Source organism: Vibrio sp. Vb1554 (assembly GCF_033344235.1).
This window is the reverse complement of sequence record NZ_JAWPOJ010000032.1, coordinates 1-22,934: the sequence shown is the minus strand read 5'-3', so window position 1 is coordinate 22,934 and position 22,934 is coordinate 1. Positions and strand designations below refer to the sequence as shown.

18 protein-coding genes and 1 pseudogene are annotated in these 22,934 nt (G+C 45.5%); 7 read left to right on the top strand and 12 right to left on the bottom strand.

Going from position 1 to position 22,934, the window contains the following annotated elements:
• Positions 1-43 precede the first annotated feature (43 nt).
• Positions 44-955 (bottom strand): DNA-binding transcriptional regulator OxyR, encoded by a 912-nt coding sequence (gene oxyR / locus R8N28_RS20085; protein ID WP_005381326.1) that lies wholly within the window; start codon positions 953-955, stop codon positions 44-46.
• A 169-nt stretch (positions 956-1,124) separates the two neighbouring features.
• Between oxyR and R8N28_RS20080 the strand changes: the two genes are divergently transcribed.
• The 3 genes from R8N28_RS20080 to R8N28_RS20070 all read left to right on the top strand — a co-directional run bounded on the left by R8N28_RS20080 (position 1,125) and on the right by R8N28_RS20070 (position 4,170).
• Positions 1,125-1,853: a redoxin family protein gene (locus tag R8N28_RS20080; protein ID WP_005382781.1), complete on the top strand. Its 729-nt coding sequence runs from the start codon at positions 1,125-1,127 to the stop codon at positions 1,851-1,853.
• A gap of 190 nt (positions 1,854-2,043) precedes the next feature.
• Complete coding sequence (locus R8N28_RS20075; RefSeq protein WP_047104141.1) at positions 2,044-3,516, top strand: dihydrolipoyl dehydrogenase; 1,473 nt, start codon at positions 2,044-2,046, stop codon at positions 3,514-3,516.
• A 372-nt stretch (positions 3,517-3,888) separates the two neighbouring features.
• On the top strand, positions 3,889-4,170 hold the full coding sequence (locus R8N28_RS20070; protein ID WP_025768083.1) for a DUF3624 domain-containing protein: 282 nt from the start codon (positions 3,889-3,891) through the stop codon (positions 4,168-4,170).
• A 194-nt stretch (positions 4,171-4,364) separates the two neighbouring features.
• Here the strand turns inward: R8N28_RS20070 and argH are convergent, their stop codons facing one another.
• The 4 genes from argH to argC all read right to left on the bottom strand — a co-directional run bounded on the left by argH (position 4,365) and on the right by argC (position 9,598).
• Positions 4,365-6,239, bottom strand: a complete 1,875-nt coding sequence (gene argH, locus R8N28_RS20065; RefSeq protein ID WP_005381331.1) for an argininosuccinate lyase — start codon at positions 6,237-6,239, stop codon at positions 4,365-4,367.
• Positions 6,240-6,481: 242 nt separating this feature from the next.
• Positions 6,482-7,696 (bottom strand): argininosuccinate synthase, encoded by a 1,215-nt coding sequence (locus tag R8N28_RS20060; protein ID WP_025768084.1) that lies wholly within the window; start codon positions 7,694-7,696, stop codon positions 6,482-6,484.
• Between the two features lie 84 nt (positions 7,697-7,780).
• Positions 7,781-8,572, bottom strand: a complete 792-nt coding sequence (gene argB / locus R8N28_RS20055; protein WP_005381333.1) for an acetylglutamate kinase — start codon at positions 8,570-8,572, stop codon at positions 7,781-7,783.
• 21 nt (positions 8,573-8,593) lie between these two features.
• Entirely contained in the window at positions 8,594-9,598 is a 1,005-nt protein-coding gene (argC, locus tag R8N28_RS20050) for an N-acetyl-gamma-glutamyl-phosphate reductase (protein WP_005381334.1), read from the bottom strand.
• Positions 9,599-9,742: 144 nt separating this feature from the next.
• Between argC and argE the strand changes: the two genes are divergently transcribed.
• The 3 genes from argE (at position 9,743) to R8N28_RS20035 (ending at position 14,750) form a co-directional block, all read left to right on the top strand.
• The gene (gene argE / locus R8N28_RS20045; RefSeq protein WP_005381335.1) at positions 9,743-10,879 is read left to right on the top strand and encodes an acetylornithine deacetylase; all 1,137 of its coding nucleotides are present in this window, start codon (positions 9,743-9,745) and stop codon (positions 10,877-10,879) included.
• A 272-nt stretch (positions 10,880-11,151) separates the two neighbouring features.
• Positions 11,152-13,785: a phosphoenolpyruvate carboxylase gene (ppc, locus tag R8N28_RS20040; protein WP_005381336.1), complete on the top strand. Its 2,634-nt coding sequence runs from the start codon at positions 11,152-11,154 to the stop codon at positions 13,783-13,785.
• A gap of 425 nt (positions 13,786-14,210) precedes the next feature.
• Positions 14,211-14,750, top strand: coding sequence for a PadR family transcriptional regulator (locus tag R8N28_RS20035; RefSeq protein ID WP_005382791.1), 540 nt, complete (start codon positions 14,211-14,213; stop codon positions 14,748-14,750).
• 70 nt (positions 14,751-14,820) lie between these two features.
• On the opposite strand, the gene metF is transcribed toward R8N28_RS20035, so the two are convergent.
• The 3 genes from metF to R8N28_RS20020 form a co-directional block, all read right to left on the bottom strand.
• Positions 14,821-15,723: a methylenetetrahydrofolate reductase gene (gene metF, locus R8N28_RS20030; RefSeq protein ID WP_005381345.1), complete on the bottom strand. Its 903-nt coding sequence runs from the start codon at positions 15,721-15,723 to the stop codon at positions 14,821-14,823.
• Between the two features lie 262 nt (positions 15,724-15,985).
• A complete protein-coding gene (locus R8N28_RS20025) occupies positions 15,986-18,394 on the bottom strand; it encodes a bifunctional aspartate kinase/homoserine dehydrogenase II (protein WP_065274917.1) in 2,409 nt (802 codons plus the stop codon).
• A gap of 15 nt (positions 18,395-18,409) precedes the next feature.
• Complete coding sequence (locus tag R8N28_RS20020) at positions 18,410-19,570, bottom strand: O-succinylhomoserine (thiol)-lyase (RefSeq protein WP_005381350.1); 1,161 nt, start codon at positions 19,568-19,570, stop codon at positions 18,410-18,412.
• A 225-nt stretch (positions 19,571-19,795) separates the two neighbouring features.
• Here R8N28_RS20020 and metJ point away from each other — a divergent pair, with 225 nt between their 5' ends.
• Positions 19,796-20,116, top strand: coding sequence for a met regulon transcriptional regulator MetJ (metJ, locus tag R8N28_RS20015; RefSeq protein WP_005381353.1), 321 nt, complete (start codon positions 19,796-19,798; stop codon positions 20,114-20,116).
• Positions 20,117-20,228: 112 nt separating this feature from the next.
• Here the strand turns inward: metJ and R8N28_RS20010 are convergent, their stop codons facing one another.
• The 4 genes and pseudogenes from R8N28_RS20010 to tuf all read right to left on the bottom strand — a co-directional run.
• Positions 20,229-21,506, bottom strand: a complete 1,278-nt coding sequence (locus R8N28_RS20010) for a malic enzyme-like NAD(P)-binding protein (protein WP_005381358.1) — start codon at positions 21,504-21,506, stop codon at positions 20,229-20,231.
• A gap of 206 nt (positions 21,507-21,712) precedes the next feature.
• Positions 21,713-22,189 (bottom strand): bacterioferritin, encoded by a 477-nt coding sequence (gene bfr, locus R8N28_RS20005; RefSeq protein ID WP_005381359.1) that lies wholly within the window; start codon positions 22,187-22,189, stop codon positions 21,713-21,715.
• A 93-nt stretch (positions 22,190-22,282) separates the two neighbouring features.
• Complete coding sequence (locus tag R8N28_RS20000; protein WP_005381360.1) at positions 22,283-22,471, bottom strand: (2Fe-2S)-binding protein; 189 nt, start codon at positions 22,469-22,471, stop codon at positions 22,283-22,285.
• A gap of 331 nt (positions 22,472-22,802) precedes the next feature.
• Positions 22,803-22,934 (bottom strand): annotated as a pseudogene (tuf, locus tag R8N28_RS19995) (elongation factor Tu); the annotation flags it as partial.

The following is a 22,934-nucleotide window of genomic DNA, read 5'->3' as shown; positions in this document are numbered from 1 at the left end:
ACAAGGGAGAGCATCAAGCTCTCCCCTTTTTTATTTCTGCTTTTTATGCTGCAGCATTCAATGATGGATAAGAAGCCAACACCTCTTTAATCTTCGCTGCTAAAGCTTCAAACCTAGCTCGTAATGGTGAGCCCGGACGGTATACGAGAACGATATTACGCGAGGGGGTTGGGTTAACAGCTGGTACGTAGCATACGCCATCTTTTTGCTTCTCATTAGGGATAGAAAGCTGAGGCAATAACGTAATCCCCGCACCGGCAGCAACCATATTGCGTAACGTCTCCAAGCTGGTGGCTTTAAAACGCTCATCGTCTTTTGCACCAGCGGCAAAACAAAAACCTAACGCTTGATCTCGCAGACAGTGGCCGTCTCCCAACGCTAAAACGGTTTTACCATTCAGCTCCAACATATCAACATGGTCGAGAGAGGCCCACTCGTGGTCACATGGCACTGCGACACTTAATGGCTCTTGATACACTTCGATCTCTTTAAATGGCGCAGTTTCATCAACCGAAGCTAAAACTAAGCAATCTAGTTTGCCTTCTTCCAATTGACGCACTAATTGATGTGTTTGAGCTTCGTGCAGAAATAGCTCCAGCTCAGGAAATGCTTCTTTTATCTGCGGCAGAATTTTGGGTAGTAGATAAGGCCCAACCGTCGGGATGAAACCAATATGCATCGGTCCAGTCATGGCTCCGCTTTGACCGCTTGCCATATCTCTGAAGGTTTTCACTTCACTTAAGATGCGTTTAGCCTGCTCCACCAGCTGTAACCCTGAATCGGTAAACAAAACACGTCGGCTGCTTCGCTCTAAAAGCGTGGTACCGAGTTCATCCTCTAGTTTACGAATTTGCCCACTCAATGTTGGCTGGCTAACAAAACATGCCTCTGCCGCTTTGCGAAAGTGCTTATGTTCCGCAAGTGCAACTAAGTACTCAAAATCTCGAATATTCATAATTCACGCTTCGCTTCTTTAACAATAGCTAATACCTATCAAAACCATAACACCAAACGATTAGAGCTATCAAAGGATTTTTACAATAATGGGCTCAACAAAACGAAACAGAGCGACGAAAAACGCTAAGCTCTATACGCATAATTTAAAATAGTTAAAGGAAATCATTATGTTTGTATCTAAAGAAGGTCAACAAGTCCCTCAAGTTACTTTTCCAGTTCGTCAAGGTGACTCTTGGGTGAATGTAACGACCGATGAGCTATTTAAAGGTAAGACCGTTATCGTATTTAGCTTACCGGGTGCATTTACTCCAACCTGTTCATCAAGCCATCTACCTCGTTACAACGAATTGTTCCCTGTATTTAAAGAGCACGGAGTGGATGAGATTATTTGTGTCTCGGTCAATGATACGTTCGTGATGAATGCATGGAAACAAGACCAAGAAGCAGAAAACATTACCTTCATCCCGGATGGTAATGGTGAATTCACCGATGGCATGGGTATGTTAGTGGATAAAAATGACATCGGCTTTGGCAAACGTTCATGGCGTTACAGTATGCTAGTAAAAGATGGCGTAGTGGAAAAAATGTTCATTGAGCCAAACGAACCAGGCGACCCATTCAAGGTGTCAGACGCAGATACGATGCTGAACTACATAGCGCCTGACTACAAAACGCAAGAGTCCATCACGGTGTTCACTAAACCAGGCTGCCCTTTCTGTATGAAAGCGAAACAAAATCTGATTGACCACGGTCTTCAATATGAAGAAGTGATTCTGGGTAAAGACGCAACAACAGTTAGTCTACGAGCTATATCTGGTCGCACGACTGTTCCACAAGTCTTTATCGGTGGCAAGCACATCGGCGGTAGCGAAGAGCTAGAAGCGTATCTAGGCTAAGCTGTCCATAGCCTACACCCTCGGTCTCCGGTGCCTTTGGCTCGGAGGCCAACCCTAAACCACTTCTTCTACTAGTCTAGATAAGTAGTTATCTGCCAATAAGGTGACTACTTATCCAGATTCAACTATCCAATTCACTCTCCAAGCTCAATGTAGCTAGCTTGGCTTAGAACAAAAGCGAGAGTTCACGATGAAACAAGTTAATGTCGACGTAGCGATTATTGGTGGCGGGACGGCTGGTCTTGGTGCTTATCGAGCAGCAAAAGCTCATACCAACAGCGTGGTAATGATTGAGGGCGGTCCCTACGGAACAACCTGTGCTCGTGTCGGATGCATGCCGTCTAAGCTGTTAATTGCGGCAGCAGAAAGTGTTCATCAAATCGAAAAAGCACCTGGATTTGGGATACACCCGCAAGGTGAAGTACGAATTAACGGACGAGAAGTTATGGATCGTGTAAAGCGCGAACGCGATCGTTTTGTTGGCTTTGTGCTTGAAAGTGTCGATGATATTCCCGCTGAAGACAAACTATCGGGCTACGCGAAGTTTGCCGATGACCACACTCTCATCATAGATGATCATACTCAGGTCACCGCACAGCGCATTGTTATTGCGACAGGATCTCGTCCAGCATATCCGGCAGCTTGGAATGAACTGGGTGATCGCCTAGTGATTAACGATGATGTATTTGACTGGGATGACTTACCAGAGTCAGTGGCAGTATTTGGCCCAGGAGTCATCGGCCTTGAATTGGGTCAGGCTTTACACCGCCTTGGAGTAAACGTGAAGCTCTTTGGCCTTGGAGGACAAGTGGGCCCACTGACAGACCCAGAGGTGATGGCGTATGCAGATAAAGCCTTTAAGGAAGAGTTCTACCTTGATGCAGATGTAAAAGTCGAAAGTATGAAACGCATTGCTTCGTCAGGCAATGACGGCGAAGACAAGGTCGAAATCCAATTCATCAACCATGATGGTGAATTAGAAACTTTCGTTGTCGATTACGTATTGGCCGCAACGGGTCGTCGTCCAAACGTCGATAAGCTGGCGATCGAGAACACCAATGTGGCTCTCGATGAACGTGGCGTACCAACGGCGGATCACTACACATTGCAAACTTCGGTAGAGAGCATCTTCATCGCAGGTGATGCAAGTAACCAAATTCCACTGCTGCACGAAGCCGCTGACCAAGGCCGTATTGCTGGAGACAACGCAGGCCGTTTCCCAGATATTCGTGCGGGTCTGCGTCGCTCACCAATTTCAGCCGTGTTCTCCGACCCTCAAATTGCTATGGTTGGAGAAACATATAAACAACTAGAAACACGTCTAGGCACATGTGGATGTTTCGCAACCGGTGAAGTCTCGTTTGAAAATCAAGGACGTTCGCGCGTCATGCTTCGTAATAAAGGCATTCTGCATGTCTACGGAGAGCAAGGCACTGGACGTTTTTTAGGTGCAGAAATGATGGGCCCGAATGCAGAGCATCTTGCTCACCTTTTAGCATGGGCGCACCAAAATAGGATGACGATTTCTGAGATGTTAGATATGCCCTTCTATCACCCAGTGATTGAAGAAGGCGTCCGCACCGCTCTACGTGATTTGAATGCAAAACTACACTTAGGGCCAGAAATGGTGAAACATTGTCTTGACTGCGGCCCTGGCTGCTAACGCTTTCAGGCTTCTATCTAAATATAAAGCAAAGCCTCGTCATCAACGAGGCTTTGCTTTGCTACTTCGGCGCAATAAAATCTCTCTTACGCTGCCATCATTGCATAGCGGCTGACCATATAAATCGCGACAACACCGATCATAAAGAACCCACCAGCGATACTCAGCGCAAGTTTCAACTCTGTCGACATCATTATATTTCCTGTTAAAGACTGACAGCACACCATACATCAATTACGTGCCACAAAGCTTTTACAAAGCTAACTTTCCATTTTTGGTTGTGTCATGGCGCTCTAAGCCCGTGTAAGAAACGCTTTCCACCATTTAGTTAGATATATAATCTGAAGCAACACTAATGGTTTGGAAAACACTATGACTTGTCGCCGCTGCGAGGAACATTGGTTTTGGAAAAAACTTGGACGTTGCCAACGATGCTTGGATCAATTGACGGTACTTTCTGTACTGTGTTGGATTGTGTGGTGGTTTACGCTCAAAGATGATCCACAAAGCATCGAGTCGATCGCTTTGATCTTTGCCGGCTTCGCTTTCAACGTTTTGTTGTTTCTACACTTATGGATGCGTTTTGTCATCTTGCCTTGGCAACGTCGAAAGGGACAAAAAAAGGCCAATAAAAAAGAGAAAAGTGACAGATAGAAAAAAGCCCCAAAACCAATGTCAGTTCTGGGGCTCTCTTAGATTCTTCTAAGAAAAAGCAGTGGTACTTTAATAGACCGGGCTTCCTCTCAAAGGTTCCAAATTTTTTCGATTTTTTTAGCGAATACTGATGTAAGTAAACAGGAAAATGACTATGTCATTGAATGCTAATAAAATCACTCCACAACTTCAGTTCATGCCACATGCGTTTTTTGGATCACTTGCTCCATTAAATTGATCTCAAGCGCTACCTCATCACATGCATGTTGACGTGGGCACTGATCGCAATCTTTCAGAACTTTCTCCGGCAGTAATGACTTCGATGTAGGTAAAAAGCTTTGCTTCATAAAGAACTCAGGCGTTCGCGTTAGAACAAAGACTTTCTTGATCGCCATCTGGCGCGCTTTCTCAACCAAATAGTTCACAATCGCACTGCCCTGCCCTTGGCCTTGCCAGCCCGCTTCGATACCAAGAGAGCGTATTTCTGCCAACCCTGAGTCATACACATATAGAGAAGCGCAACCCGTCACTTCACCATGATGCTCAGCCACCGCAAAAGAGCCAATATCTCTCACGAGCTCATTACGAGAGCGCGGAAGATTCTCACCAAGGTTCGCCCAGTAAGCAACCATACCTTCCAACGTTTCAATGTCCGTCAAACGTGCAGGACGCACTTTCACCGCCGAGCTGTCACGCTGGCTCAGGCGCTTATCCGCTTGTTCTACCGCGTAAGCGACCTGGTGAGGCGAAACCCCCCCCAAAGCACAACGCTTTTCCAAACACGAATCGATAGTCAGAATGTCATACACATCCGCTTCAATGACTTCTGAGAAGGCTTTTAACTCTTCGATAGACAGCTCTTCTAGCGCACAACCTTTAGCAATAGCACCAACGACCGCGACACCGACGATGTGGTGAGCTTCACGGAATGGGATGCCTTTCGCCACTAGGTAATCAGCTAACTCCGTCGAGTTTGCGTAACCTTGTTTCGCCGCTTCTAGTGTGCGCTCGCCATTCACTTTAATACCGTCAAAACACAGAGCTGCCATTTCCATGCAGTCGTTCCATGTATCTAAAGCGTCAAACAACCCTTCTTTATCTTCCTGCATGTCTTTGTTGTACGCCAATGGCAAAGCTTTAACTGTCATCATCATGCTCGATAATGCGCCATAGACACGCCCTGTCTTACCACGGATCAACTCAAGTGCATCTGGGTTTTTCTTCTGTGGCATTAATGACGAACCAGATGTCACCGTATCCGCTAACTCAATGAAGTTTGACTCGCCTGAATTGTAGAAGATCATATCTTCTGCAAGACGAGAAAGGTGAAGCATAGAAATCGACGCCACCGACATCAGTTCCATCACATGATCACGATCTGAAACCGAATCTAGTGAATTACGCGTAGCACGGTGGAAACCGAGATTATGTGCTAATTGTTCGCGATCAATCGGATAAGCCGTTCCCGCTAAAGCACCCGAGCCAAGTGGACAAGTGTCGAGACGCTGTAAGGCATCATTCAGACGAGAGTAGTCACGCTCGAACATTTCAACATAAGCCAAGCACCAGTGAGCAAAGGTTACAGGTTGAGCACGCTGAAGATGAGTATAGCCTGGCAATACGGTGCCTTGGTGCTGTTTAGCAACATGGACCATTTGTGCTTGTAGGCGATCTAAAGCAATCAACAATTGCTGACCTTGCTGACGACACCAAAGTTTCAAGTCTGTGGCGACTTGGTCATTACGAGAACGCCCAGTGTGGAGTTTTTTACCTAAATCTCCCACTTTACTGATTAGCTGCTGTTCAACCCAAGAGTGGATATCTTCTGCATCAGAGCGAAGAATTTGGTGAGGGTCTTCCATCACTTCTAACTTCAGCTCATTTAAAGCAAGTTCCAGTTTTTGCTGTTCTTCTGCCGATAGCACATCAACAGAAAGCAGAGCTTTAGACCATGCGATTGAACCTACGATGTCTTGCTCAGCCAATCGGTAGTCAAAACGCAACGAATCATTGAACTCTTTAAATCTGGTGTCTGCCGCTTGGGTAAATCTTCCGCCCCATAATGCCATTGCGTCTCTCCTGATGACTATTGCTTACTCTAACGTTCTCGAATGAGTAGTAACCAATTTGATGGTCATTTGCTCACTTTTTCTTATGTGTCAACGTTACGGCAATTTCGATAAAAAATAAAGTATAAATTCAATATTTTTACATATATATTCAAGCCAAATTTAGGTACCCGCTTTTAGAAACCAAAAGACCCGCCTATAAATGGCGGGTCTTTATTCAATCCAAGATGGATGTTAAGGGATTATTTCTTCTGGCTGTTCAATGCACGAATACGGCTTGATAGCGAGTAAAGACGGATGAACCCACCTGCATGGCTTTGGTCGTAAACTTCATCTTCACCAAAAGTCGCGAACTCTTCTGAATACAAGCTGTTGTCAGAACGTTTTTGCGTGACTGTCGCTTGACCTTTGTAAAGCTTAACAACCACTTCACCGTTAACGTCTTGCGCTAGCTCTTCTGAAGCAGCAAGGATAGATTTACATAGTGGCGTAAACCAACGGCCATCGTATACAAGGTGAGACGCTTTTAGACCTAGCTCCTCACGGAATTCGAATGATGATTTGTCTAGCACAAGCTGCTCTACAGCACGCAGCGCTTCCATCATGATGGTGCCTCCCGGTGTTTCATAGCAACCACGAGACTTCATTCCAACAAGACGGTTTTCCACGATATCGATACGGCCAACACCGTGCTTAGCGCCCTTCTCGTTTAGGTAAACCAGTGCGTTGTATGGTGTCATCACTTCACCATCAACTTCGACCACTTCACCTTTTTCTACTTTCAGCGTGACGTATTCCGCTTCATTTGGCGCTTGCTCTGGGTCGACAGTCCACACCCAGCAGTCTTCGTTTGGTGCGTTCCACGTATCTTCTAAAACGCCGCCTTCCGTCGAAATGTGCCATGCGTTTGCATCACGTGAATAGATCTTAGTAAGAGACGCAGAGCAAGGAATATTACGCTCAGCTAGGTAATCCAAACACTCTTCACGGCTCACTAGGTCCCACTCACGCCAAGGTGCAATCACTTGTAAGTCCGGTGCTAGTGCTGCGAATGCGCCTTCAAAACGTACTTGGTCGTTACCTTTACCTGTACAGCCATGACACAGAGCGTCCGCGCCCACTTGACGTGCCACTTCAACCTGCGCTTTGGCAATGATTGGACGCGCCATTGATGTACCTAGCAGGTACTTACCTTCGTAGTACGCGCCGGTTTTTAGCGTTGGGTAAATGTAGTCTGCGACCATTTCTTCTTTCAAGTCAGCGATGTAGCACTCAGAAGCACCAGAGGCTTTTGCTTTCGCTTCAATGCCTTCTAGCTCTTCGGCACCTTGACCAACATCGGCAACGAAAGCCACTACTTCACAGTCGTAGTTCTCTTTTAGCCACGGGATAATTACTGAAGTATCTAGACCGCCTGAGTATGCGACTACCACTTTATTTACGTTCACTTTGCTCATGTTTTTTCTCCAAACTTAACTGGCGCTGCGCTCGGCGGTCAGTGCCAACTACGACTTCCTAATATTGAATTCTTTTGCTGATGCTTATTGAGGCAAGAATTGAGTACCAATACTTTCACCAGCGAATAACTGTGCTAATTTTTCTGGGTAACGCCAGGTCGCGACTTCAATTGGACGGCCAAGATCATTGGCGGCCTCCAAAGCGGCTTTAACTTTGACGATCATGCCATCGGTGATCACATGTCCATCGATCAACGAGTTAGCTTGCTGCTCTGACAGGGTTTTGATCAAATGGCCTTTTCCATCTAATACACCACTCACGTCTGATAACAGGACTAACTCCGCATCTAATGCGCCCGCAACCGCGACTGCTGCTTGATCAGCATTCACATTCATCATCTGGCCATCTTTGGTTAAACCAATTGAACTGATGATCGGCAGTGCACCTGTGTTTAGCACCGCTTGTAATAGTGCTGAGTCACCCGGTGATGCTTTGCCTACCGCGCCGAGTTCTGGGTCAAGTTCTTCAACAAGACACAAACCACCATCCGCAAGGCTAAGGCCCACAGCGTTAAGACCGTCCGCAATCGCTTGACCTTGAAGTAACTTATTCGCAGTGCCTGCAAGCGCGCCTGCAATCACAGGAATTTGATCGTAAGGTGTTACGCGTAAACCGTTTTTCTTTACGGTTTCAAGCTGAAGCTTTGCCATCAACTCATCAACTAGGTAGCCACCGCCATGAACGATGGCGATTTGTCGCTGTGCCGATTTTTGGTAAGCCGCAATGGCACCAAAAAGTTGGCTTAAGGTTTGAGTGCATGATAGAGCTGCACCACCTAGCTTAATGACTAAAGGAGCTTGATTGGTTTGCGTCATCGCATTTCCCTCTTTCAACGACTACAGCAACGCTGTCAGTTCTGGGTAACCGTAATGAATATTGAGACATTGCATCGCTTGACTCGATGCACCTTTAAGTAGGTTGTCGATAGCTGAAATCACAATGATGTGTTCGCCTTGTACCTTCCAGCCGATATCACAGAAAGGGGTATTTTCGACATCCTGAATACGTGGAATACCGTCGCCTTTAAGACGCACCGCAGGCTTGCCTTGATAAGCTTGTTCAAACGCCTGTGCCACTTGTGCTTCTGTCACACCTTGCGCAAGCTTCATGGTGATAGTGGCAAGAATGCCGCGTTTAAAGTTGCCGAGGTGCGGAGTAAAAATCACATCGCAACCCAAGTGCTGAGCAATCTCTGGCTGGTGACGATGGTTAAATACACCATAGGGTTGCAAGCTCACTTCACAGAAGCTGTTAACCATGGAGGCTTTACGCCCTGCACCTGATACACCACTGGTTGCGTTGATCACTGGCCATTGGTTGGTATCGAGCAACGCATGTTCTAATAAAGGTTTGATTGCAAGCTGTGAAGCGGTTGGGTAGCAACCTGCTACTGCAATCAAAGGAGTGGTTTTTATTGATTCTTGGTTCCACTCAGCTAAGCCGTATGCTGCTTTATCTAGCCAGTTGTTATGTTGATGTGCGAAGCCATAAAAAGTGTCGTAAAAGCCTTCACTTTTCACACGGAATGCACCCGATAAATCGAATACCTGACAGCCTGCCTCCAAGAAAGTTGGGGCTAAATTATGGCTGACTTCGTGAGCCGTTGCCAAAAACACCACGTCCGATTCTTGAGCGATTTGCAGTGGATCCGTTAGTGGTAAAACTGGCATATCAATGATGCCCGCTAGCTTACCGTGCAGCTGCGCGATGCTCTTTCCCGCATCAACACTGTTGGCGGAAACGTATAAACCTGATAGCGTGAGTTGTGGGTGTTTATTAACCATTAACGCTAACTCTGCGCCGGTGTAACCGCTGGCTCCAATAATCGTGGTTTTTAGCATTGTGTGACATCCATATACTTAAAGGCTCAAATGACTATTCATATTTAATTTTTGCTTTATTTTGATTTTTTATTCATTAAATATGATTTAATATGTGTTTTACATTTTTGTGGTCTGTCTGTCAACAGGAGATTTGAAGAATCCATGCAATTACCAACTTTTCTAGAGGTCTATGAAGGACTCATCAGCACCTCTTCTATCAGCTCCACGGATCCGAGCTGGGATCAGGGCAATGCAAAAGTCATCGAAAAACTCGCATCTTGGTTTAAAGATCTGGGTTTTAGCGTTGAAGTGATCGAAGTCGAGCCAGGCAAGCACAATATGATCGCACGTATGGGAGAGGGAGAAGGTGGCCTTTTACTTGCTGGCCATAGTGATACCGTGCCATTCGATCAAGGGCGATGGAATTTTGATCCGCATAAACTGACGGAAAAAGACAACCGCTTCTACGGTTTAGGCACAGCAGACATGAAAGGCTTTTTCGCCTTTATTTATGAAGCAGTGAAGAAAGTCGATTGGAGCAAGCAGAGCAAACCACTTTACGTATTAGCCACTTGTGACGAAGAGACCACCATGTTGGGCGCGCGACATTTCACAGCAAACGCCCCATTTAAGCCGGATTACTGCATCATTGGTGAACCCACCAGCCTTGTACCAATTCGAGGTCATAAAGGGCATGTGGCAAATGCCATTCGCGTAACAGGCAAGTCCGGTCACTCATCGGACCCAGCGCTTGGCGTTAACGCTATTGAGATCATGCATGAAGTCATGTTCGCCATGATGCAACTGCGTGACAAATTGATTAAAGAATATCACCATCCGGGTTTTGCCATTCCAAGCCCAACCCTAAATCTTGGACACATTCATGGTGGTGACAGCGCTAACCGTATTTGTGGTTGCTGCGAACTGCATTACGACGTGCGTCCTCTTCCCGGCATTAGTCTTGATGGTTTAGAGAACATGTTGCGCGGAGCATTAAAAGAAGTCGAAGCGAAATGGCCTGGGAGACTGGAGATTATTCCATTGCATGAGCCTATTCCAGGTTACGAATGCCAACATGACCACCCATTTATTGGTGGTGTTGAAGAGATCTGCCAAACCAGTTCAGAAACCGTGAACTACTGTACTGAAGCACCATTTCTACAGCAGTTGTGTCCAACCTTGGTGCTCGGCCCTGGGTCAATCGACCAAGCCCACCAACCGGATGAGTTTCTATCCTTCGACTTTATCGACCCCACAATTGATGTGCTTTCAAAGGCGATGGTCAAGTACTGCTGTTAATACGCGTTTAAGCTCAAAAGTCTGTGCAGCTCGATTGAGCTGCATCTTTTTATCTTCACAATTTAGCGCTAGTCTTAACACTTATTTAACTTGTTATTTTGTAATTAATTTTCACTTCTTACTCTATGGCTGCCGTAAATTTGCTCTAAATCAGGAGACAGCGGAATAATTGCAAACTTAGTCTGCTTTATTTGACTATAACTGGTGCTTTTCGCTAGATTGGAGTCTTAACAAGGACAATGGATGTAGTTTTTTTACGAGGCAGGACGACAATGAACGAGAAATACGCCGCACTCAAAAGTAATGTGCGCATGTTAGGCCACTTATTGGGTAACACCATTCGCGATGCCCATGGCGAAGAAATCTTCGAGAAAGTGGAAACCATTCGTAAATTATCCAAATCAGCTCAAGCAGGGAATCAAGCAGACAGGGACAGCTTGATCGAAGAAATCAAACATCTACCTGATGAGCAGCTAACGCCCGTTACTCGCGCGTTTAACCAATTTCTAAACCTCACCAATATCGCTGAGCAATACCACACGATTTCACGCCATTGTGAAGAGCACATTTGTGAACCAGACGCGATTAACTCGCTGTTTTCTAAACTGGTACAAAACGATGTGAGCAAACTGGACACTGCCCAAGCGGTTCGTGATCTAAATATTGAATTGGTATTGACGGCTCACCCAACAGAAATTACGCGCCGTACGATGATCAACAAACTGGTCAAGATAAACGAGTGCTTATCAAAGTTGGAGCTAAGCGATCTTTCTTCTAAAGAGCGCAGAAAAACCGAACGCCGCCTAGAGCAACTGATTGCCCAAGGCTGGCATTCAGACGTGATTCGACAACAACGCCCAACTCCGTTGGATGAAGCAAAATGGGGCTTTGCGGTCGTTGAAAACTCGCTATGGGAAGCAGTACCGGACTTCCTACGTGAGATGAATGACCGTCTAAAATCTTACCTTGGAGAAGGTTTACCCATTGATGCTCGCCCAGTGCACTTCTCCTCTTGGATGGGCGGTGACCGTGACGGTAACCCGTTTGTTACTCACAACGTTACGCGTGAAGTCTTACTATTGTCTCGTTGGAAAGCCGCCGATCTTTATCTCAATGACATTAACGAGTTGATCAGCGAGCTGTCTATGACAGTTTCAAACGATCAAGTACGTGAACTTGCTGGCGAAGATCAGCACGAACCATACCGTGCGATCCTGAAGCAATTACGCACTCTGCTCAATGAAACCAAAGATATTCTCGATGCTAAGATCCACGGTCAAAAACTGGCCGTTAAAGCACCACTGCAAAAAGTCGAGCAACTTTGGGAACCGCTGTATGCCTGCTACCAGTCACTAAACGAATGTGGCATGGGTGTAATAGCCAACGGCTCACTACTGGATACACTACGCCGCGTAAAAGCATTTGGTATCCATCTTGTACGTCTTGATATCCGCCAAGAGAGCACGCGTCACTCAGACGTCTTGTCTGAACTAACTCGCTACTTAGGTATTGGTGATTACGAACAATGGAGTGAGCAAGATAAGATTGCTTTTCTAACTAACGAGCTGGCATCTAAACGTCCGCTTCTCCCTCGTGATTGGGAACCGTCTGAACCCGTCAAAGAGGTTTTGGATACCTGCAAGATTGTTGCAGCACAACCGCGTGAAGCGTTTGGCGCTTACGTTATTTCAATGGCACGTACCGCCTCTGACGTACTAGCCGTTCATCTACTGCTACAAGAAGCAGGTTGCCCTTACCGCATGGATGTGTGTCCTCTGTTCGAAACGCTAGACGATTTGAACAACGCAGAATCGGTCATTAAGCAGCTTATGGGGATTGACCTTTACCGTGGTTTTATCCAAAACCACCAGATGGTCATGATTGGTTACTCTGACTCAGCGAAAGATGCAGGTGTTATGTCTGCTGGTTGGGCTCAGTATCATGCGATGGAATCGTTAGTTAAAGTGGCTGAAGAAGAAGGCGTTGAGCTAACTCTATTCCATGGTCGTGGGGGCACAGTCGGTCGCGGTGGTGCGCCTGCGCATGCTGCGCTTTTGTCGCAACCACCAAAAAGCTTGAAAGGCGGTTTACGTGTAACAGAGCAAGGCGAGATGATCCGCTTTAAACTGGGACTCCCAGATGTCGCAGTAAACAGCTTTAACCTATATGCAAGTGCGATTCTGGAAGCCAACTTGTTACCGCCACCAGAGCCAAAACAAGAATGGCGCGACTTGATGGAAGTGCTATCAGAAGTAAGCTGTGAGTCTTACCGAAATGTGGTTCGTGGCGAGCCAGATTTCGTGCCTTACTTCCGCCAAGCAACACCAGAACTCGAACTCGGCAAGTTGCCACTTGGTTCTCGTCCTGCAAAACGAAACCCTAAGGGCGGAGTAGAGAGCTTACGTGCAATCCCGTGGATCTTCTCATGGAGTCAAAACCGTTTGGTACTTCCTGCATGGCTAGGCGCAGGTGAAGCGATTCAATACTCGATCGATAAAGGCCACCAAGCATTGCTCGAAGAGATGTGCCGCGAATGGCCGTTTTTCTCTACTCGTCTCGGCATGCTAGAGATGGTGTACTCGAAGTGTAATATTGATATCTCTCGCTACTACGATGAGCGATTGGTGGATGAGTCGCTCCGTCCACTCGGTGAAAAACTTCGTGCTCAGCTTCAAGAAGACATCAAAGCGGTACTGAATGTAGAGAACAATGAAAACTTGATGCAGCATGACCCTTGGGGACTCGAGTCGATTCGCTTACGCAATATCTACGTTGAGCCATTGAATATGCTACAAGCAGAGCTGCTATACCGCACGCGTCAAACCGAAGAAGCCTCTGCAAACTTGGAAGAAGCGTTGATGGTGACGATTGCTGGTATTGCTGCTGGTATGCGCAACACAGGCTAATCGTTTCATTTTTAATAAAAAGCTGGGCAAATGCTCAGCTTTTTTTTATCACAGGATAATCGCACCAAAACAAAAGCAGTTTAATAAACTACTAGAGACCCAAAAAATACCAAAATAAAAGAACAAAAAACCACAAGTTAACACTATTGATTATTATGTTAGTTTTTTAGGGTAATTTTGTCCTACTATTCCACTTCATGCTTATTATTTATATACTACTTGCCTGCTGAGAGCTCATAAATCCAATCATACCTGCTCCAGCCTTGATGGGACTCCCCATCTCTCTAGGTGATAAACGGCTTTAAGGTGACAGGACCAACATTGTTGGTGCTACTTATACATTAAAAAACTCAAGTGCCAGTAAGAGCGCAGCTGAAAGTATAAGTAGCTTGTTTACAAGTTTATTGACCATTTGGATTGAAGACATGTCATTACCACACGTAATCTTAACTGTTCTTAGCACTCGCGACGCAACCGGTTACGATATCACTAAAGAATTCTCTGCTAGCATCGGTTACTTCTGGAAAGCAAGCCACCAACAGGTGTACCGTGAACTCAACAAAATGGCTGAGAAAGAACTGGTTACTTGCGTATTAGAACCCCAAGAAGGCAAACCAGACCGCAAGGTTTACTCCATTACAGACGCTGGTCGCAGCGCTTTAGGAGAGTGGTTTGATCAACCAACTGCACACCCAACAGTTCGTGATGAGTTTTCAGCGAAATTGATGGCATGTGCCGTTCAACCTGCAGCTCCATTCCGTGACCAACTCGCCGAGCTAGTTGAAGAGTCTCGCAAACTGGTTTCTCACTACAAAGAAATTGAAGCGGCTTACTACGCAACGCCGTCAACTTTAGATAAACAAGCTCGCCTAGAACGTCTAACGCTTCGCCGTAACCTTCTGTTACGTGAAACTTGGATCACTTGGGCAGAAGAAGTTCTAACTGAACTTGAAGTGATTGGTTAAACTCCTTTTGCTTTGATAAAACGAAAAAGGCTTGCTACTTGGCAAGCCTTTTATCCTTTTGAAACCAGATTTACGCACCGACTACTGCGCGAGGACGAACACCCAACGTATGACATAACGCGTAAGTCATCTCTGCACGGTTTAGTGTGTAGAAGTGAAAGTCCTTAACCCCTTCACGACTCAGTACACGCACCATATCAATAGCTTGGCTAGCTCCTACAAGCTGGCGAGTCACCGGATCATCATCCAAGCCATCGAATTGTTTGCTCATCCATCCTGGTACTTTCACATTGTTCTGTGCCGCAAAGCGAGACGCTTGCTTAAAGTTCGATACAGGCAAAATTCCTGGCACAATTTCTACGTCAATTCCTGCTGCGACACAACGGTCACGGAATCGCAGGTAAGACTCAACGTCAAAAAAGAACTGAGTAATAGCACGGTTTGCACCTGCATCTACCTTACGTTTTAGGTTCAATAAGTCAGACTGAGCGCTTTTAGCTTCAGGGTGAACCTCAGGGAATGCAGCAACGGAGATATCGAAATCGTGGCGTGATTTCAGCAGCTCAACCAAATCCGAGGCATACATATCAGGCGCACCGCCACCTGGAGGAATATCACCACGCAGAGCGACGATATTTTCAATACCATTGTTCCAATAATCATCGGCAATATTAATCAACTCTTCACGAGTCGCATCAATACAAGTGAGATGGGGAGCGGCAACCAATCCGGTTGTGGCTTTAATTTCTTTAATGATGGAGTGTGTTCTGTCACGCTCGCCGGAGTTCGCACCGTAAGTCACAGAAACAAATTTAGGTTGAAGCGTTTTAAGACGGTGCACTGAATTCCAAAGTGTTTCTTCCATCTTAGCGCTGCTTGGCGGAAAAAACTCAAACGATACATTGATGTTATCTGATAACTCAGCAATATTCTGGTTCAAGGCGTCGATATGGCCTGCGTGCGTATATCCCATCTTACTCTCCCTGCGGCACTCCGCCACGAAAACAAATCCTTAAAATCGACGTTTAGACGTCTATATGTCTACAGAATGTATTGAATACGATTTAATGTCAACCTTGTAATTATGAATTTTTCTCAAGTTAATAATGAAGATAGTTCAAGTTTCTACTTGAGCATCATCTCGCCATTTTGCACGGGTTATGACTTCAGTATGGCACTGATAGGGGAATAAAAAACCCTGGATTAATTCCAGGGTTTTTAGGTCAATCGCAACTTTAAAATAAACCAGCCAATCGGTTGAGGTCGGATTGAATAGCGCCGGCTGTCACTTCTCTGCCTGCGCCTGGTCCTCGAATGACCAGAGGGTTATCTTTGTACCACTTGCTCTCTATGGCAAAAATGTTATCGCATGGCAATAAGTTGGCGAGCGCGTGCTCACGAGATAACGCTTCGACTCCCACCGTTGCTTTACCATTTTTTTCTAAACGCGCCACATAGCGAAGCACTTGATCGTTTCTCTGTGCTTTTGTCAGACGCTCTTGAAGTATTTCACTCAACAACGCTCCATTATCGAAGAAATCATCTAAGCTCAGTTCTCTTAATTCTTCTGGCACCAAAGACTCAACTTTAACGCTGTCTGGTTCTATATCTAGGCCCGACTCTCGAGCCAAGATGACTAACTTGCGCATTACATCGGAGCCATCTAAATCAGAACGAGGATCAGGTTCGGTTAAACCTTGCTGCCAAGCAAGATCGACTAAATCATTAAATGGCACAGAACCATCAAACTGTTGGAACAGCCATGATAGCGTCCCCGAGAAAATACCCGATAGAGCGACGATTTCATCCCCACTTTCACGAAGATCTCGCACGGTATGGTTTATCGGTAACCCAGCACCAACCGTTGCGTTGTATAGCCAATGACGACCAATTTTAGCGAATGCATCTTGAACCTGATGGTAGTACTGACTATCTGCGGAACCGGCCACTTTGTTAGCGGAAATCAAATGAATGCCTTGCTGTGCGATTTCTACGTAGCGCTGAGCTAACTCTTTACTCGCGGTAACATCAAGCACGACGGCTTCATCATAGCTTTTAAGCGCTCCCAAACGTGCCAGCCAATCCCCATTGTTGGCTATGCTTTCATCATCAAATCGTTCAGCAACACTCGCCGCCTCAATACCTTGCTCATCGAACCAATAGGTTTGGCTATCCACAACCGCGACAAGATCAAAGCTCATACCATGACGTTTTTCGAGCTCACTTTTTTGCGTCGCAAATAAATTTAACCAACTAGAACCAATATTACCCTTGCCACATAAAGCCACTGCCACGCGTTTTTGCGCTTGGAACAACTGGCTATGAATCGTTTGAACCAACGTCTCGGTATCAGTACGGCGCAAAACAGCGACTAGGCTCAGCCCTGAGTCTGTTTCAGAGATAAATTCTACCGGAGAGTGCTTTAGCTTCTGATAAAAGCCAAAGCAATGATTGGCGTTTTTCGTAACGCCTGCACCTACCGCAGCTAAGAGCGAGTAACCTTCTTTTAGCTTAATTTCTGCCTCTACCGCAAGCTCTTGCAAGTGTTTCAATGCACCACCGGCGATTTCTGCGGTGTAAGCCAAGCGTAGCGTGTGCTGACCGGATTGAGCTTCAAATGCCAGTGGCTCTAATTGCGCGCGCTGCAACGCTTGTAATACATCACTCTGTGTTTTTTCGAAGTCGTGCCCATGCATGAAAGACAATTGCACCAATAAAACATCATCCAGTGAAGTAATAATTTTAGCGCCACGACCAGATGCCAATACACGCTCAATACGAGTAGAACCCGACTCTGGCAGATAGCTACACTTGAGATTAAGGTCCATGGTACTTTGCGCCACAGGCTGAAGCGTACGACTGTGTAGCACTGGGGCAGCTAAGCGAGCAAGTTCACTGGCTTCATCCAATCGAAGTAACGGTAATAAACAAGCGTCAGACACCAAACGTGGATCGGCACTATAGACACCAGCAACATCACTCCAAATCGTGACAGTACTGACTTCAGCAAGCGCGCCTATGACCGTTGCAGAATAGTCAGAGCCGTTACGACCAAGTAGAATGGTTTCTCCTGCCTCGTTCTGAGCCATAAATCCAGTAATTACCACACGTTTATGGTTATGCTGCGCGAGGATCTCTTTAATTAAAGGGTATGAACGAGCGCGATCAACCTCTGGTTGAGTTCCCGCTTCTGCACGTAAAAACGCTCGTGCATCTTGTGCAACCGCAGGGATAGAACGTTGAGATAATAACGCGGCCAATAGGCGAGCAGACCATACTTCTCCGTGTCCCAGTACCGCAGATTTTTGCGCATTAGTGAGTGGTGCAGTCAGCTCCGAGAGAGTACTGAACTCATCATGTAATAAAGCTAACAGCTCTTCTTTTGCTTCACTCTCCAACAAGCTTTCTATTAGCTCAGTTTGAAACTGTCTTAAGCTTTGAAGCGCTTCATGCGCAATTCGGCCATCTTTATTTAACCCTTCCAAAAACTCAATCAAGCGGTTAGTGGTTTTTCCTGCAGCAGAGACGACCACCAGATCATTTTCTGTCGAATACTCCTTGAGAATACCCACAACGCGTAAGTAGCATTCTGGGTTTGCTAAGCTACTGCCACCAAACTTATGCAGCTGACGTTGTACAGTCATTGTTATCGTCTCCTATTACTGGGTAGCTTTAGCGAACGCTTGTTCTAAATCTGTGATGAGGTCTTGTGCATCTTCCAAACCGACAGACAAACGCAATAGTTGATGAGAGACCCCAGCCTCCGCCAGCGCCTCCTCACCCATTGCACGGTGCGTCATGGATGCTGGGTGGCAAATCAAACTTTCTACACCACCTAATGACTCTGCTAATGAAAACAGTTGGAGCTCTTTCACAAACACCTTTAACTGTTCAAACGAACCAGCAAACTCAAAACTCAACATAGAGCCAAAGCCCGTTTGCTGCTTTTTAGCGATGTCATGACCTGGATGTTCCGGCAGGCTTGGATGATAGATAGTTTTAACTAACGCTTGTTTCTGTAGGTAAGCCAGTACCTGCTGTGAGCTCTCTTCATGTACTTTCATACGAGCACCAAGCGTACGAATACCTCGCAGCGTCATATAACTATCGAAAGGTGTGCCCGTTGCACCAATACAATTGCCCCACCATGCAAGCTCTTCTGCATGCGCTTCTGTGTTGGTGATGATTACCCCACCAATTACGTCCGAATGACCGTTGATGTACTTTGTTGTGGAGTGGATAACAAAATCCGCACCTAGCTCTAAAGGTTTTTGGTACACGGGTGTCAAAAAGGTATTGTCCACCGCAACTAACGCGCCGACTTGTTTCGCTTTTTCACAAGTAGCTGCAATATCCACTACGCGAACCAGAGGGTTTGACGGAGTTTCTAGCAAAATGAGTTTTGGTTTTTGTGCCAATGCAGCATCTAAAGCCTGTTCGTCTGATTGATCGACAAACTGAACCTTAAAATCGCCTTTGTTAGCTCGGGTATTAAAAAGACGATAGGTACCACCATAACAATCGTGAGGAGCAATAATGAGATCATCTGGGCCGAGAAAAGCGGAAACCCATAAATTTAATGCCGACGTACCGCAGTTAGTAACAACCGCTCCTTTTCCAGACTCAAGTTCAGATAGCGCACTTTCCAACAGTCCGCGGTTTGGATTACCAGATCGTGTGTAATCATACTTGGGCACTTCACCAAAAGCAGGAAAACCATAGTTAGTGGAAAGATAAATAGGTGGAACGACAGCATGATATTGGCTGTCTGATTCAATACCAGTGCGTACTGCAATGGTCGCAGGTTTGCGAGTGCTCATGGGTGTATCCTTTCACGGGTAATGACTTCTAAATAGGAATGCGCTATATCTAATGAGTAACATAAAGTGATCAACACGCTTCCTTTGCTGTTATGTTCACTTTACTCGTCAAAAAATGAGACGTCAACACTTCTAGACGTCTATATGTCTTTGCTTATGGCGGTAAATGCAGCTAAAATCAGCACCTAAATTATTTTTAACCGATTACATAAATGAAGGTGTGCAATGGCTGACTGGAATGGCGAATACATTAGCCCATATGCAGAGCACGGCAAAAAAAGCGAACAAGTAAAAAAAATTACCGTCTCTATCCCGCTAAAAGTTTTAAAGGTGCTAACTGATGAGCGTACTCGCCGTCAGATCAATAACTTACGCCATGCAACCAATAGCGAATTGCTATGCGAGGCATTTTTGCACGCGTACACAGGTCAGCCACTTCCGACAGATGAAGACCTTCGTAAAGACCGTCCTGATGATATTCCAACAGAAGTAAAAGCGCTGATGACGGAAATGGGCATCGAATTTGAGTCATTCGACGAAGAATAAAAAAGCCTGATAAGAGGTTTCAGGTAATGACTCTTGCCTCGAGCCAAATGAATGACATAAAAAATGGGACGCAATAGCGTCCCATTTTTGTGTATCACACCTGAAAGATATATTACTCTGCCATGTAGTTTTCAGGCATCTCGATACGAGCTACACCTGAATTAACCGCCGCCTGAGCAACCGCTTTTGCAACACGCGGTAGCAAACGTGAATCCATTGGTTTTGGAATAATATAGTCCGCACCAAACTCTAGCTTATCAACACCTGCAGCCTTCAATACGGCTTCAGGTACAGGCTCTTTTGCTAGCTCGCGAATCGCCTCAACGGCTGCAAGTTTCATTTCATCATTGATTTCACTTGCACGCACATCAAGAGCACCACGGAAAATGAATGGGAAACACAATACGTTGTTAACTTGGTTAGGATAATCACTACGGCCAGTACCCATGATCAAGTCATCACGAACTGCGTGAGCAAGTTCCGGCTTGATTTCAGGATCCGGGTTAGAGCATGCGAACACGATTGGCTTATCAGCCATCAACTTCAACGCTTCCGCTGGCAACAGGTTTGGACCAGATACACCTAGGAACAGATCTGCACCTTCAATTACGTCTTCTAGTGTGCGCTTATCTGTATTGTTCGCAAATAACTGCTTATATTCATTAAGGTCATCACGACGAGTGTGAATCACACCTTTGCGATCTAGCATGTAGATTTTTTCGCGCATTGCACCGCATTTGATCAGAAGCTCCATACACGCTACAGCGGCAGCGCCAGCGCCAAGACAAACAATTGTTGAATCTTCAAGTTTCTTACCTTGAAGTTCGATTGCATTCAGCATACCCGCTGCCGTTACAATAGCAGTACCATGTTGATCATCGTGGAATACTGGTACATCACAACGCTCAATCAAACGTTTTTCAATCTCAAAACAGTCTGGTGCTTTAATATCTTCAAGGTTGATACCGCCAAAAGTGTCTGCAATGCTCGCAACAGTATCCACAAATTCATCGATCGTGCGGTGCTTAACTTCAATATCAATAGAGTCAAGACCAGCAAAACGCTTAAACAGTAACGCTTTACCTTCCATCACAGGCTTAGATGCAAGTGGACCTAGGTTACCTAGACCTAGAATAGCGGTACCGTTAGAAATAACAGCAACCATGTTCCCTTTTGCAGTGTACTTGTACACGTTATCCGGGTTTTGTGCGATTTCACGCACTGGCTCTGCAACACCAGGGCTGTATGCAAGGGCAAGATCACCCGCCGTTTCCGCAGGCTTTGTCAGTTCGACAGCAATCTTTCCTGGAGTTGGATAAGCATGGTAATCCAATGCTTTTTGGCGATGTTCTTCTTCTGGAGTGGCTGCTTGGTGGTTGTCTTCAGACATGGACGTTTCTCTTTTTTATTTTTAGGTAAGGGGGCATAAATTCTATCGGATAGAAATCAAACTTCATAGGCAAGATTGCGAGCAATATCCTTAAAAAGCCGATAATAAAAGAGATTAGACCAGATAACGGGGTTAAGCACCCGATTTTCGAGTCAGGTGCTCTTTCTTCTTACTATTATTGGAGTATGCAAACTCAGAAAGTATCGTTACTCTTCGTCCACGTATTGCGCTTGGAGATAATTCTCAATACCAGACATTTCAATCAAGCCAAGTTGCGTCTCTAGCCAATCAACATGTTCTTCTTCATCTTCAAGAATATCTTGGAAGAGATCTCGAGACACATAATCTCGAATGTCTTCAGCGTAGGCAATCGCATCTTTTAAATCTGGAATAGCCGCCATTTCAAGCTTTAAGTCACACTCGAGCATTTCCTTGGTATCTTCACCAATCATCAACTTACCTAAATCTTGTAGGTTCGGTAAGCCTTCAAGGAACAAAATACGCTCAATTAGATGATCGGCATGCTTCATCTCATCGATAGATTCGTGATATTCCTTGTCTGCTAGGTGCTTTAAGCCCCAGTCTTTATACATTCGGGCATGAAGAAAATACTGATTAATAGCGACGAGCTCGTTACCGAGCACTTTATTGAGATGTTGAATGATGATTGGATCGCCTTTCATGACAAAACCCTCCTCTTTGGCTTCATTTAAATGTAGAAGCAAATGAGAAGGTGTCAAAATGTAAGGCAAATAATTACTGCATACTTACAGCAATTAGCTGGCTTGTTTAAATTCCGTGTAACTAGTTTCCGCTAAAATTTCCTTGGCCTGTCTGATGCACTTACCACATTGGCTGCCCAATGCCGTGCACTTTTTGATTCCTTTAATATCTGTTACGCCTTCATCTATCGCCAACTTCCTGATTTTTTTGTCGGAGACACCATGGCAAAGACAAACGTACATACTCAAAAAACCTATAAAACTAATCTGTGACAAACAATATAAACAAGAATAGTTCTTGTTACCAGTCGCATTATGGTGTCCGCTCAGAATATTTGGTTATAACGATTTTACCGCTGCAGGAAAAGATCAAAGGGTTAAGAGGGGTGAGTAAAAGCGTTAAGAAATAAAGTCGGTAAAACTCTGTTTTTAAATCGAAAAAGTGACGTCTTTTATTTCAACACTTATAACTAAATGTAATCTAGAAATGAAAAAGGGAAGCCTAAGCTTCCCTTTTCGATGCGCTTTCTTCAAAAAGAAGAACAGTGCAAGATTTCGTTTAATTCGTTATGAATTAGTCGAAGATCTTAGCAACAACACCAGCACCTACTGTACGGCCACCTTCACGGATCGCGAAACGTAGACCTTCGTCCATTGCGATTGGTGCGATTAGCTCTACAGTCATCTGTACGTTGTCGCCTGGCAT

Coding starts and splice junctions, on each gene's coding strand:
- R8N28_RS20080 (WP_005382781.1), top strand. CDS start 1,125: ATGTTTGTATCTAAAGAAGGTCAACAAGTCCCTCAAGTTACTTTTCCA.
- argH (WP_005381331.1), bottom strand. CDS start 6,239: ATGGCATTATGGGGCGGAAGATTTACCCAAGCGGCAGACACCAGATTT.
- R8N28_RS20000 (WP_005381360.1), bottom strand. CDS start 22,471: ATGTACGTTTGTCTTTGCCATGGTGTCTCCGACAAAAAAATCAGGAAG.
- metF (WP_005381345.1), bottom strand. CDS start 15,723: ATGGGATATACGCACGCAGGCCATATCGACGCCTTGAACCAGAATATT.
- R8N28_RS20010 (WP_005381358.1), bottom strand. CDS start 21,506: ATGTCTGAAGACAACCACCAAGCAGCCACTCCAGAAGAAGAACATCGC.
- R8N28_RS20060 (WP_025768084.1), bottom strand. CDS start 7,696: ATGAGCAAAGTGAACGTAAATAAAGTGGTAGTCGCATACTCAGGCGGT.
- metJ (WP_005381353.1), top strand. CDS start 19,796: ATGGCTGACTGGAATGGCGAATACATTAGCCCATATGCAGAGCACGGC.
- ppc (WP_005381336.1), top strand. CDS start 11,152: ATGAACGAGAAATACGCCGCACTCAAAAGTAATGTGCGCATGTTAGGC.
- argC (WP_005381334.1), bottom strand. CDS start 9,598: ATGCTAAAAACCACGATTATTGGAGCCAGCGGTTACACCGGCGCAGAG.
- R8N28_RS20070 (WP_025768083.1), top strand. CDS start 3,889: ATGACTTGTCGCCGCTGCGAGGAACATTGGTTTTGGAAAAAACTTGGA.
- R8N28_RS20075 (WP_047104141.1), top strand. CDS start 2,044: ATGAAACAAGTTAATGTCGACGTAGCGATTATTGGTGGCGGGACGGCT.
- R8N28_RS20025 (WP_065274917.1), bottom strand. CDS start 18,394: ATGACTGTACAACGTCAGCTGCATAAGTTTGGTGGCAGTAGCTTAGCA.
- R8N28_RS20020 (WP_005381350.1), bottom strand. CDS start 19,570: ATGAGCACTCGCAAACCTGCGACCATTGCAGTACGCACTGGTATTGAA.
- argE (WP_005381335.1), top strand. CDS start 9,743: ATGCAATTACCAACTTTTCTAGAGGTCTATGAAGGACTCATCAGCACC.
- R8N28_RS20035 (WP_005382791.1), top strand. CDS start 14,211: ATGTCATTACCACACGTAATCTTAACTGTTCTTAGCACTCGCGACGCA.
- oxyR (WP_005381326.1), bottom strand. CDS start 955: ATGAATATTCGAGATTTTGAGTACTTAGTTGCACTTGCGGAACATAAG.
- argB (WP_005381333.1), bottom strand. CDS start 8,572: ATGACGCAAACCAATCAAGCTCCTTTAGTCATTAAGCTAGGTGGTGCA.
- bfr (WP_005381359.1), bottom strand. CDS start 22,189: ATGAAAGGCGATCCAATCATCATTCAACATCTCAATAAAGTGCTCGGT.